This is a genomic window from Virgibacillus sp. W0430, from assembly GCF_051846935.1.
Taxonomy (GTDB): Bacteria; Bacillota; Bacilli; order Bacillales; family Amphibacillaceae; genus JBPYCR01.
The window spans coordinates 15840-28618 of sequence record NZ_JBPYCS010000009.1 but is presented as its reverse complement, the minus strand read 5'-3'; the positions used below and the strand labels follow the sequence as shown (position 1 = coordinate 28618).

Sequence of the window (12779 nt, the reverse complement as noted above, 5' to 3'; positions counted from 1 at the left end):
AAGGAGGTAATTCAATGAAAAGCAAAAAAATGGTTATAGCAATAACGGGCATAGTAGCGGCAGGGGCTTTATTCTTAGGTATTTATCACTCAGACGCTGCCCAAGCAGAGCCCAATCTATCATTCGAAGAAGTGGAACAGTTAGTAATAAACCAGTATCCGGGTACGATTACTGAAATGGAATTAGAAAAAGATCTAAACAAAGCAGTATATGAAGTGGAAGTTGAAAGTGAAGGAAAAAAATATGACTTAAAGCTTGATGGCGATACAGGTGAAGTACTAAAGCTGAAAGAAAAGGATCTGACGATAAAAGAAAAAGAATCTGCTAGCTCAAAGCAAAGGAAAACAGAAGGTTCCAGTAATACCGATCAAAGTGAAAAGGATAATAGCGAAAATTTAAATTCAGATGTGCAACAAACCGTAATAGATTCTACAGAGGCTATACAAATTGCCCAAAAGGAATTCCCTGGCACAGTAATTAGTTTTGAGCTTGATGAAAATAATAATCGTCTCTTATACGAAATTGAAATAGAAGCAGGCAAGGAAGAAGCAGAAATAGAAATAGATGCATATACCGGCGAAGTGCTCGTCGTTGAGGTTGATTATTAATTAAAGAAGGAGGAAAGGCTTAGCCCATTTGTATAGAGCGCCTTTCCTTCTTTACATATTTGCTAGTAAACGTTTTGCTATTTGTTCAAACTCATCAGGACCAATCCCTGGTGCAAATTCTTCTGGTAAATCATCTAACTCTGGGATAGCCCCTCCTTCTGGCACCCCCTCTTTAACGATCAACGGTTCTCCGTTACTTGGGTTGGTACCCTTCCAAATTTTTCGAATGTCGTTATAATCCCCATCGTTATTCCAAGTAAATAATACATTTCCAACACCTTGTTCTTCATATTTTTTTGCATGGTCAAATACCCTATTATCCAAGTTAGGGATCGGAAGCATTTTTGTTAAATCAACTCCGGTTGCTATTTCCAATGCTTTTGCATAAGCAACAATATGCGCGCCACCACGAACAAGTAAGTAACCAATCATTTCGCGCGCAGTAGGGTGGTCTGTCATTTCATAAACACGCATTTTATGGGTTCGTGCACCGCATTCCAAAAAAAAGTTGTGTAATAAATCAAGCACTAAATTATTACTTGAAAACACGTTATTCCCTGTCCAAGCATTTCCCATAGAATCGCCAGCTAGTGCTGTTTGTGCATTTGCGATAAAGCTATATGTGTTTCGTTTGTCTTTTGCATTATGCATTGGAGCTAGGTCAGGATCTGCGTTAAATGTAGTTCCTTTTTGTAATAAATTAATTGTATTTGCTACAAGCTCTACATGACCGAATTCTTCTGCTGTAATACTTGCTACAAGATCATAAAACGGTTTTAATTTTCCCTTTTGGCGAAAATTGAAGGATTGGTACATATAATTATTTAAAGTAGACATTTCACCGAACTTTCCACCTAATAGCTCCTGAACAGCAGCAGCTGCGTTAGCATCGCCATATTCGGGAGCAGGAAGTTCGATGAGCAATTTATCAATGCGCTTAAACATTATTGTCCTCCTATATTATAGAAATTAATTTTTTAAATGGCTACAAGCGTAACGACATGGTGTACTCTGTATTTATTACATAGGCGAAACCCAAACAATTGCTTGGTTACGGATATAAAAGGGGGTGTTTTCCTTTTCAATTACAATGTGATCAGGCGTAACGGCTTTCAATATCCCTTGAATTGGATTTTGGGTCGTTTGTACAACGATATTTTTTCCAGAAAGGTTGGAAAGCGTTTGATAAAAATAAGGACATATATGACTTGTCATTTGAATATGAGATTGTGTATTTGCATACAACTCTTATCACTCCTTCGCAGATATTCAGAATAGTCTATGCTGAACATAGGTAAACGTGTAGCAATTTAACAATGTTTAACGAGCTAAGGATATAAATCTGTAAAAGAAGGTGTGTCTATAGAAATACTTTTAATAGTAAAAGCATATAACATGGGGAATTGAAAGAGTGGTTAGGATACAAAAAAATGAATTTAACCTTCAACGTAACTTGAAGCAATGAATAATAAATCTAATGTTTTTTTGAAAAACGTGTTTAGTATAATTTAAAAAAGGATATTAAATTATTGATAAGGCTAAAGATTTGTATCTTTCCTAATCAACACCAATCGTAAAGAGGGATTCGTATGGCTGATAAAGAAGTAACAGTATACATCAGTGACAACTGTAAGGAATGTGAGGCGTTAATTAAGCAGCTTGAGGAATGGGATATAGCATATAATAAAATTAATGTTACGAAGGAACAGAAAAAGATGGACAGATTGCAAAGCATGGATATCTATGGTACACCTGCCTTATTTGTTAAAGGCCGTAAGCTGCCTGTTTTAGGTTTTCAAAAAAACAAATTAAAAGATGTCTTAAACATAATGAATTAACATGTGCGCACCGATTTGACTGACACACCTGTTGTGTTAAAACATATGCTAGTAGTAGATACGAGTAAAAAAAGAGGTGTGTGCACTATGTACAGATACCCTTATGAACATTCGATGTATCCATATTCTATTGCAAAGCAGCTTCCGCACGACCCTGCGTTTGTTCCACATGCACATATGGAATCACATAACGCTTATCCATACAGTATGGAAAGCCACTATCCGTTCTATCAAACACCTTTTGATTATTATGCCAAACCAAAGCAACCGGCACAGTGGCCGGAGCAATTTAATCCAAGTGCAGGCTATTCAAGCTATCAGAAGGAACAAGCTAGCATTAATCGTCCAAATGGGTTTACGAATCCATTCCAAAATGAAAGCGGACAGCTAGATGTGAACAAAGTAATGGCGACAGTAAGTCAATTCGCGAATACCGTACAACAAATTTCCCCAGTAATAAAGCAATTTAACGATTTAATGAAAAGCTTCAAATAGATCGATCTGTGATTTAAATTGCATTGGAGAAGCTTATTATATTTTTTCCTATTCGGGAGATGCTAGTATCGTCTAATTAAAGGAGAATGCTTATGATTGCTTGCTTAGTCATTCATGGGTATACGGGTGGACCACATGAAGTGAATCCATTGGCGGAATACTTAGCAGAAAATACGGGTTGGTATATTCATGTACCGACTTTACCAGGTCATGGAGATACGCTAAATTTAGAGAATGTCACGTATGAACAATGGTTAAAGGCAGCTGAAGAAGCGTTTCTGCAGTTACAGAAAAAATATGACAGCCTTTATGTTATTGGGTTTTCAATGGGGGGGATGATTGCTGCTTACCTTGCTGCAAAGCATAAGGTTGATCGACTCGTTCTGCTGGCGCCTGCAGGAAAATACTTATCACTTAAACATATAGGCTCCTATATTGGTGATGTGATTAGCGATGGCGTAAAAGGAAAGCTAAATGAAAATGAAATGTACGTTCACTATAAAAACAAAATAGGAGACGTTCCATTAAAAGCAAATGTAGAGTTTGTCCGTTTAGTTAAGTTCACAAGACAATATTTAAAGGAAATAGATTGTCCTGTTCTTATTGTACACGGACAGCGTGATGGGTTAGTACCTGCAAAAACAGCTTACTATCTTGATAAAGAAATTAGGTCAGAGCATAAAGAAGTTGTCTTTTTTGAACGATCGGATCATTTGATTTGTTTAGGAGAAGATAGGCATATTTTAAATGACATTATTTACAGCTTTCTTGAAAAAGAAGAGGCAACGTGTTGATGGGGATATTTCCACAGAGAGATATCCCTATTAACATCGTAAATTGGTTGTACAATAAATGACGTTGGTGAAGCAAAATCACATTACTTTTTGGTAGGGAAATGTGAAGGAGATTCACCCTAATGTCATTTATCAAACAACCCGTAAATTTATTTTCTAAAAAAGGAAATTACTAATGCACCTTCGCCAGAATATGTGGAGATAAGTGGACCAGTATCTGTTAAATAAGCATTTTTAAACGAATACGTTTGTTTAATTTCCTCTAAAACATTTTTCCCGTGCTGTTTTGCATTGCAATGTGTCATCACAATCGTTCTGTCACCAGCATAGTCAATATACTCTTGAATTTGTTCGATGAAACGCCGAATCGTTTTTTTATTGCCTCGCACTTTTTCAATCACTTCAACCGTACCATCTTCATCGTTTGCACGCATTAAAAGCTTTATGTTGAGTGTCTTAGCGATCGTACCTTTCACCTTATCAAGACGACCACCTAAAATAAGGTTATCTAACGTTTGTAAAGCGAATAAAGTTACCGTTTTTTCTACACATGTTTGTAAATGTGGTACAATTTTCTCAAACGAAAGCTGTTCTTTGATTTTTAAATTTGCTTCAATGAGCAAAAGTGCCATTCCACATGAAGCGGTTTTCGTATTAATTACCGCAATTTTACGCTCAGGTTCTTCCTCAAGAAGCATGTTTTTGGCAGTTAGAGCATGGTTATACGTAGCACTTAACCCTTTCGATATGCTCAACATAATAATAGGTACTGCAGGATCGACGCTTTTAAAAGCTTTATAAAAGTCATTTGGACTTGGTGCTGAAGTTTTTGGAAGCTCTCCCGCTTCTTTTATTTTTTCATAAAAATCATTCATGCTCGCTATTTCGTTCCCTTTAATTTCTTCGTCTTTAAATCGTAAGTACAATGGAACAACGAGTAAGTCCATTACATTAAAAAGCTGACTTGGAATATCTGCTCCGCCGTCTGTCATTAATTGAATGGTCATTTTTTCATTCCTTTACCGTATAATATATTTCTATTGTATCAGTTCTTATACAATATTAAGAATTATTTTTTCTTGAGGAAATCGTAACTTTTGTTTTTCTTGACGTACTCATAATAAATAGAAATAGACCGAACAATACGATAGAGCCTCCGAGCCATTGGGCATATGTAATCTGTTCTCCGAGTATAAAATAGGCGAGAATAGAAGCACCTACTGGCTCAAAAACGATTCCCATTGATATAGTCGACGTGCTAAGCCATTTTAAAGCCCAATTAAACAACGTATGACCGAAAAATGTAGGGAATATGGCTAAAGCGAGAAAGTACAACCAGTGATCAGCCGGATATCCGAAAAAAGGGTTTTGTAATAGTACGTTATAAATAATTAATGTAAATGTACTAATGCTATAAACAACAAATGTGTATGTCATTAAAGATAAGCGACGGCGTACCTTTTGACCGAATAAAAAATACGCAGTAATCGTAACCGCACCTAGCAAGGCAAGTATATCTCCAAAGAAAGCCATGCCGCTTATTTGGAAATCTCCCCAGCTAATAATCGTACTTCCAAATAGTGCAATAATCATACTTATAATTGTGCCAAAGGAAAAGCGCTCTTTAAAAAATAGATACGTTCCTAAAAAAGCAAAGATCGGTTGTAACGTGACTAATACAACAGAACTTGCAACAGACGTATAATTTAAAGATTCAAACCAAAGAATAAAATGAAATGCTAAAAAAACCCCCGCTAATGCAGACAGGATCCAATCCTTTTTATGAATAAGCTTAAATTCATGTAGGTGCTTAAGGAGGACGTAAGGAATCATTAGTAAAACTGCGAACAACAGGCGATAATTTGCAATTATTGCTGCCGGTGCACCACTCGCTAATTTGACGAGTACGGCAGAGGTTGAAACCGATATAACACCAATGATAATAGCAATGTATGGGTTAAACGGAGGAAGTCTCAAGATGATTCTCCTTTATTTGTGAATGAATGGTACAATCCCTTATTATCTTATCATGCCCTTTTAAAAAAATCATTAATCGCACAAGTAGATATCATGGAACGTTTTATGCTATACTAGGATAGCTGTCAAAGCATATGCACTCGATTTTAAAAGAGGCCTCCATGTAGCATGGAAGATGCCTTTTTTTACTATTGGATAGTATGAATAATGTGTATTCGGCAGAACGAGAAAAAAGTGCTGACGTTCTATCTGTTAGCCAGCCAGTGCACATGTACGTTTACTAATTAGGTAGGACCTACGTGAAGCGTGTGTTTGTGTAATTAGGGCGTACTGCTATTTTACGGTTTCCGAATACCAAAAATAAGCAATCAAATAGTGATTACTTCGAGCGTTTTTATACTAAGTTTTCTAGGCACTTTAAGGAAGTTTGAATGTTTTTAAGGAAAGGAATATATATATAAATAAAATATACGAAGGATTTGTCTGCGCTACTTGTCAAATCCTTGGATTTCCTTAGAGTACAGGAAAAATAGGAGACAAGCAAAAAATTTTCTTATAGAAAAAGGAGTAGACAAAATAGTGACTACATTTAATGAACTAGGTGTTTCAGAACCAATTTTAAAAGCACTAACATCGATGGGGTTTGAAGAAGCCACACCGATACAAGCACAAACGATTCCTTATGCAATGCAAGGTGAGGATGTTATTGGACAGGCACAAACAGGTACTGGGAAAACAGCGGCTTTCGGAATACCGATGATTGAAAAATTTGAACGAAACGCCCGCAAAATTCAAGGACTTGTTGTTGCACCAACGAGAGAGCTTGCTATTCAAGTTGCTGAGGAATTAAATCGTCTTGGTAAATACAAAGGAATTCGAGCTTTGCCAGTTTATGGTGGACAGCATATGGAACGACAAATCCGTGCACTAAAGGATAAGCCACAAATCGTCGTTGCAACACCAGGGAGACTACTTGATCATATTCGCAGAAAAACAGTTCGTACCGATCATATTCAAGTCGCTGTATTAGATGAAGCGGATGAAATGCTAAATATGGGTTTCATTGATGATATACGAGATATTTTAAAAGGTATTCCTGAGGACAGACAAACGTTATTGTTTTCTGCGACAATGCCGAAAGAAATCCGTGATATTGCAACAAATTTAATGAAAGAACCAAAAGAAATTAAGGTTAAAGCAAAAGAAATGACTGTTGAAAATATTGATCAATACTTTATTGAAGTACCAGAAAAATATAAATTCGACACGTTAACAAATCATTTCGATATTCATGCGCCTACGCTAGCAATTGTATTTAGCCGGACAAAAAAACGGGTTGATGAAATTACAGAAGGAATGCAGGCTAGAGGATTCCGTGCGGAAGGAATTCACGGGGATTTAACACAAGGAAAACGTATGTCGGTATTAAATAAATTTAAAAACGGCCGTATCGAAGTCCTTGTTGCTACTGATGTTGCTGCACGTGGCTTAGATATTTCTGGAGTTACACATGTTTATAATTTTGATATTCCACAAGATCCAGAAAGCTATGTACACCGTATCGGACGTACTGGTAGAGCAGGTCGTACTGGTGAAGCGATCTCCTTTGTAACACCACGTGAAGTAGCTCATTTGAAGCTAATTGAAAAAGTTACAAAGAGCAAAATGAAACGAATTATGCCACCTACAAATCAAGAAGCACAGCGCGGACAACAACAAGTAACGGTGGAAAAGATTATACAGACAATTGATAAGAACGATTTGAAATCGTATCATGAAACAGCTAACGAATTGTTGGAGAACAATGATTCGATCACTGTTATTGCAGCTGCATTAAAGTTGTTGACGAAAGAACGTAAAAACATTCCAGTTCGAATTTCATCGATTCAACCGATTAGCGTGAAAAATGCTCCACGAGGCAGAGATAATAAACGCAGATCAGATGGAAAAAGATTTTATGGAAAAAGAAATCAAGGCGGTCGTCCACAAGGTGGAAGAAATCGGAAAGGTAACTTCCAAAATCGCCGTGGGCGCTAAATAATAGTATTACACTCAGTAAAAAAGCTCTTTTCCAAAGAGCTTTTTTATATTGCTTGTTGCTTTAATTCGCCAAATAAAAAGATGTAAAATATTTATAAAGTTAATTTGTGAACAATAATGATTATGGTACGATAAGCAATAGAGAAAAGGAGGAGCTATCAATGAGACTACCACCGAAAAACAATATTGCAATCGACGCTATAAAAGTATGGAAAATTACTGCACTTATTTATATCGTCTTCTATTGGTTGCTAACCATTGCTGGGGTTGTTTTTTCGTATAAATTTAACATCCCTTTATGGTATAGCTATATTGCTGCGGCTCTTGGGATAATCGTAACGTATGTTTTCATTTTCCTCATCCCAAAACTACGTTACCGCAGATGGAAATATGAAATCTTTGAACAAGAAATATATATTCAGCACGGGATTTTAATTGTGACACGTACGTTAGTACCTATGCTTCGTGTCCAACATGTCGACACAAAGCAAGGCCCCATTTTAAAGCGGTTTAAACTAGCTACAGTAACAATATCGACAGCGGCGACGACCCATGAAATCCCCGCTTTGCTTGAGGAGGACGCTTCGGACTTGAGAGACCGCATTTCGACATTGGCAAAGGTGGATGAAGATGATGTCTAAAGCAGAACGACTCCATCCAATTGCAATTATTTTTAATTTTATTTTATTTTTTCGCCATACTGTTTTTATGTTTATCGCTGGTTATCTTGCCTTAAAAGAACATTTTTCTATTTACATTGTTCTAATTGCGAGCGCTGTTATTCTTCTTTTTATAATAGGAAGCGTGCTATCTTGGTGGCGTTTTACGTATCGTGTGGAAAGCGATGAGATCCGCATTGAGTATGGTGTTTTCATTCGGAAAAAACGGTATATTTCTAAAAATCGCATTCAATCGATTGATTTAACGGCTAATGTCCTTCATCGCATATTTAAACTTGTTAAAGTTCAAATTGAAACAGCTGGTAGCGGAGAGGGTGCAGAAGCTTCATTAAGTGCAGTTCGATTACGTGAGGGCGAGCGGATAAGAAGTGCATTAAAGTCATACAATTCGACAGATCAAGCAGCAGAAGAAGCGATTAAGCAAGACCACCCATCGAAAAAGATTACGTTTAAGCGACTGTTTATAGCTGGTACAACCTCAGGAAGTGTTGGTGTTATTTTGGCAATTGCTGCATTTGGTTCACAGGAATTGGATGCTTTTATACCAGAAACTTTGTTTGAAGACACCGTATCGTGGGTTATAGGGCTAAGTATCGTATTTATTGTAGCTCTAATTGTATGTGTGTTGCTTCTGCTATGGTTGCTCGGTATCGCAGGGACAATCATTAAGTATGGTAATTTTACGGTTACAAAAAGTGCGAACGAGCTCTTTATTACACGCGGGCTTTTAGAGAAAAAACAGCTAACGATTCCACTAAAACGAATACAAGCAGTTGGTATAAAACAAAACTTAATTCGCCAGCCGTTTGGTTTTGTTACGCTATTTGCCGTCGTTGCTGGAGGTTCTGTAGACAAGGGTGAAGATTTCCCTATTCTATTTCCACTCATGCGGGAATCGGAAGTGGAAGGTTTTTTACAAACGTATTTACCTTCATATGCTAATTTATCTACTTCATTGATCCCGTTGCCGAAAAGAGCACTCAAATTTTACTTATTACGTGCAGCTATTCTGCCAATAATTCTTATAGCAGGTGTCGCCTATTTCATTCCGACACTAATTTGGATACCGATCGTTGTTTTTATTTTTAGCTTAATTCTTGGCTATTTACGCTATAAAAACGCTGGTCATGTTATTGAAAGTGAACGGGCAACGATCCAAGTGAGATTAATAAGTAAAGTGAAAATGATTCTATTTCATCGTCGTATTCAAGCATTTGAGGAAGAACAGCATAAAATCCAAAAAATTCAAAGGCTTGCTTCAACTACAATCTCAATTATTGGTTCTCAAGGGGCAGGTACACATTATACGTTAAAAGATATGGATGAAAAGGACTCGGCTAAATTGGCGAGCTGGTATTCATATCGGCCATAGGTAGGATACGCTCATGTGTAGGAATCGAAATGTTTGTAATAAAAAAGTATAAAAACGCTCTTGTCTTCCGCTAAGGACTTAGGTTCTCTGTCAAGTGGCGTTGGTGATGTATGTATGTTGAGGAATACTTAATCCTTGAGTAGAACGAAACATGGAAGCTTGCGCTCTGATTTCGCTGACGTGCACTACAGCCGACGGGCTTTCCACGGTATCCGAGGCGCTACAGCGATCTTCGGACGCGTGCTATTTCCGCAGGAGTCCGTCGACTTTCGTTCCAGTCAGCTTAAAGAGGGCTAATCTCACTATTGCACACACTTCAGTGCTGTTTAATTTGCATTGGAGTGTGTTTCTTTATGTTTTGTATTGAATTTTGTTTCTACAGGCTTTCGCTTGATGGAGATAATATTTTCTATAAGAAAATAAAAATGACGTTCGTGACTTCACATTTCTCTACCAAAAAGTAATGCGATTTTGTTTCACCAACGTCATGTTTTGTACAACAAGCATTTACAAGCGCGTTATGTTGTCGTATTGATAGAGCTCGTATTTACGCTAGAAGAAAGTGGGTGAAAAGCAAATAATAACTTTAGCAGGAGGTTGCAGCTATGCGAAAGCTTTCATCTAACCATTCCATGCAATTAGGATCGTCGCTCTTTTTTCTTTCGATGTAAATGGATGACTACTCCACGTGCTACTCGGATGTTTTCGTCATCTACCTTTCCTTCCTTTTCTTCTTCTTTTCTTCCCCAGCTCATCACGATGAAAAGCATTGCATACGTATAGCTTGCCAATTGTGTTATTTTTAACAATCCCCCTGCAAGCTGTTGATCATAAATAGCAGTTAGGACTGGGAAAATGGCTCCTGCTGACGCTTCATAAAAGGGGTAATGCGCTTTTTGTATAACGAGAAAGAAAATCCCAATAGGCATTAACAATATCGAAGTGAAAAATATATATGCGACTCTAGTTAAGTAAGCGGTATTACTCACTTGCGGCACCGGAGAAATAATGACCCACCACATTAAAAATGCGTTAATTAAAAGAACGAATTGCGCTCCTGTGAGTAGAATGCTATTTTCTTTTAAAGTGTTAAATATTGGAGGTAGCAAGTAAAGTGTAAGCAATCCGTTAAATGCAATTGCTGTTAACCAAGGATGGCCCAAAATAGTAATCATAAATTTCATTTTATAATTCCAAAAGTAATTGCGTATATATACAGCAGGCAGGCTTAAAATGAGTAAAGGGACAATAATAAAAAACGTAATCGCCAACTGCAGAACATGTACGCTAAATAAGTAATCTCGAGCTGCAATAGCAATTGGAGTTCCGTGAATTATGTACAAGAGTCCCAACGCACAATAAAAATAGTTTCGTTGATTTTTATGAATAACGTATCGATTTGAACCGATAAACGTTTTCATATATAAAAAAGAAACGATAGCGATTAATAGGAGCCATAAAGGGTTAAATAATTGAAACCATTCATAATTAGCAAATAGCGAACTGTTCATCATGGACACCACCACTTCAATTTATTTTGAAAGCGCCCCTTACTAAATGTAATAATATGATCTTGTCGATTCTATCGTATCAAACAAAACGAAAAAAGGAAAAGTTTCGCTTATTCTGTGGTTATCCGCCGTTGTCATATGCTTCGCTTTCCGTGGGCAACGCCTCAACTAATTTTAAAAGTTTTTCCCAAAACTTTTAAAATGGATTTTCGGCTGTTGCGATTCCCACAGGAGTCTTCGCATATGTCAACGACTATTAGGTGATATATGACCGGTGAATAGTGCTACTCATGAGATCCTCTGTACTAAAGCAAAATGACCGATTATTAAAATTAATCGGCTTGTACTTAATACAGCTACGGCTTTTTAAATATGCTGTGGTTATCCGCCGTTGTCATATGCTTCGCTTTCCGTGGGCAACGCCTCAACTAATTTTAAAAGTTTTTCCCAAAACTTTTAAAATGGATTTTCGGCTGTTGCTTTTTCCAAAGGAGTCTTCGCATATGTCAACGGCTATTGGTCTATATAAACGATGACCGGATTTGGTAGAGAGAATTTTAGTTGTTTAGGATTAAAGAAGCCGATTGAAAATCCCAAATAAAACGAGGATACCTAAAATAATCCAAAAAGCATTCTTTTTAATTTTTTGGGTGAGTTGTCTCTTTTTCCACCGATTAGGATCGAATGAGATATCATTGGACTTGCGCTTTTTTCGGATTCTGCCTGCATAAAATGGCAATGCTTTGGTTAGCATAATAGGCCCTAATGCAAATCCGCCTATAAATCCGAAAATATGGGCGTAAATATTAATGCCAGGGCGAATAAATGTCATTACTAAGCCAATAACAAAAATCGTTAGAACTATTTGTGCATTCGCTTGGTCAATTAAATTTTTACGAAAAAATACCATGAAGACGTAGATGCCAAATAGACCATACACAGCTCCAGATGCACCAAGGTGAGGTACGTTTGCTGTTGGTTCAATGATATACGTGCCGATGTTTCCTGCAAGCCCTGCTAATAAATAAAAAGTAATAAACTTAAATTTACCGATCATTTGCTCTAGAGCAGGTCCGAACAATACTAAAGCAAATGAATTAAACAAGACGTGCATAAGTCCAGCATGCAGAAAAACAGGCGTGATGAGGCGCCAATATTCCCCGTAGAAAACGGACAAATTATGACCAATCCCCCATTGGTATAATTGCATAGCAATTGGTAAATGGAGTACGTCAATTATAAGCCAAAGACTCAAATTTATGATTACCAAGCTTGCAACTATTGGATAATAGCTCATAAATTCTTTTACACTTTTTTCCGTTCGAATAAACATAAAGCCCCTCCTAAAATAAGAAGTACATTCCAGATGGAAAATTTATTGTCGATGTTTTGTCGTTCTTTACGAACTACTGTACTATATGACTAACATTCATTTATTATAAAGGTATATTTAAGATAACGAAA

At 37.0% G+C, this 12779-nt stretch carries 13 protein-coding genes; 7 read left to right on the top strand and 6 right to left on the bottom strand.

What is annotated here, in order from left to right:
- Nucleotides 1-14 precede the first annotated feature (14 nt).
- Nucleotides 15-608 carry a PepSY domain-containing protein gene (locus tag ACLIBH_RS06715; RefSeq protein ID WP_439315930.1) on the top strand — a complete coding sequence of 198 codons (594 nt, stop codon included), beginning with the start codon at nt 15-17 and terminating at the stop codon, nt 606-608.
- A 51-nt stretch (nt 609-659) separates the two neighbouring features.
- Here the strand turns inward: ACLIBH_RS06715 and ACLIBH_RS06710 are convergent, their stop codons facing one another.
- Nucleotides 660-1553 carry a manganese catalase family protein gene (locus ACLIBH_RS06710; protein ID WP_439315929.1) on the bottom strand — a complete coding sequence of 298 codons (894 nt, stop codon included), beginning with the start codon at nt 1551-1553 and terminating at the stop codon, nt 660-662.
- A 75-nt stretch (nt 1554-1628) separates the two neighbouring features.
- Entirely contained in the window at nt 1629-1853 is a 225-nt protein-coding gene (locus tag ACLIBH_RS06705) for a YuzF family protein (RefSeq protein ID WP_439315928.1), read from the bottom strand.
- A gap of 344 nt (nt 1854-2197) precedes the next feature.
- On the opposite strand from ACLIBH_RS06705, the gene ACLIBH_RS06700 reads away from it, so the two are divergent.
- The 3 genes from ACLIBH_RS06700 (at nt 2198) to ACLIBH_RS06690 (ending at nt 3735) form a co-directional block, all read left to right on the top strand.
- The gene (locus ACLIBH_RS06700) at nt 2198-2446 is read left to right on the top strand and encodes a glutaredoxin family protein (protein WP_439315927.1); all 249 of its coding nucleotides are present in this window, start codon (nt 2198-2200) and stop codon (nt 2444-2446) included.
- Nucleotides 2447-2533: 87 nt separating this feature from the next.
- Nucleotides 2534-2941: a YppG family protein gene (locus tag ACLIBH_RS06695; protein ID WP_439315926.1), complete on the top strand. Its 408-nt coding sequence runs from the start codon at nt 2534-2536 to the stop codon at nt 2939-2941.
- Between the two features lie 92 nt (nt 2942-3033).
- On the top strand, nt 3034-3735 hold the full coding sequence (locus ACLIBH_RS06690) for an alpha/beta hydrolase (RefSeq protein ID WP_439315925.1): 702 nt from the start codon (nt 3034-3036) through the stop codon (nt 3733-3735).
- A 149-nt stretch (nt 3736-3884) separates the two neighbouring features.
- Here the strand turns inward: ACLIBH_RS06690 and ACLIBH_RS06685 are convergent, their stop codons facing one another.
- Nucleotides 3885-4742, bottom strand: a complete 858-nt coding sequence (locus tag ACLIBH_RS06685) for a DegV family protein (RefSeq protein ID WP_439315924.1) — start codon at nt 4740-4742, stop codon at nt 3885-3887.
- Between the two features lie 55 nt (nt 4743-4797).
- Complete coding sequence (locus ACLIBH_RS06680; RefSeq protein WP_439315923.1) at nt 4798-5712, bottom strand: DMT family transporter; 915 nt, start codon at nt 5710-5712, stop codon at nt 4798-4800.
- Between the two features lie 579 nt (nt 5713-6291).
- Between ACLIBH_RS06680 and ACLIBH_RS06675 the strand changes: the two genes are divergently transcribed.
- The 3 genes from ACLIBH_RS06675 (at nt 6292) to ACLIBH_RS06665 (ending at nt 9804) form a co-directional block, all read left to right on the top strand.
- Nucleotides 6292-7749 carry a DEAD/DEAH box helicase gene (locus ACLIBH_RS06675; RefSeq protein WP_439315922.1) on the top strand — a complete coding sequence of 486 codons (1458 nt, stop codon included), beginning with the start codon at nt 6292-6294 and terminating at the stop codon, nt 7747-7749.
- 164 nt (nt 7750-7913) lie between these two features.
- Nucleotides 7914-8393, top strand: coding sequence for a PH domain-containing protein (locus tag ACLIBH_RS06670; RefSeq protein ID WP_439315921.1), 480 nt, complete (start codon nt 7914-7916; stop codon nt 8391-8393).
- Nucleotides 8383-9804 (top strand): PH domain-containing protein, encoded by a 1422-nt coding sequence (locus ACLIBH_RS06665; protein ID WP_439315920.1) that lies wholly within the window; start codon nt 8383-8385, stop codon nt 9802-9804. The genes ACLIBH_RS06670 and ACLIBH_RS06665 overlap by 11 nt, the downstream gene beginning before the upstream one ends.
- A gap of 638 nt (nt 9805-10442) precedes the next feature.
- On the opposite strand, the gene ACLIBH_RS06660 is transcribed toward ACLIBH_RS06665, so the two are convergent.
- Together ACLIBH_RS06660 and ACLIBH_RS06655 are read right to left on the bottom strand one after the other, a co-directional pair.
- Nucleotides 10443-11318, bottom strand: a complete 876-nt coding sequence (locus ACLIBH_RS06660; RefSeq protein ID WP_439315919.1) for a cytochrome c oxidase assembly protein — start codon at nt 11316-11318, stop codon at nt 10443-10445.
- A 568-nt stretch (nt 11319-11886) separates the two neighbouring features.
- A complete protein-coding gene (locus tag ACLIBH_RS06655; RefSeq protein WP_439315918.1) occupies nt 11887-12648 on the bottom strand; it encodes a rhomboid family intramembrane serine protease in 762 nt (253 codons plus the stop codon).
- Nucleotides 12649-12779: the final 131 nt, after the last annotated feature.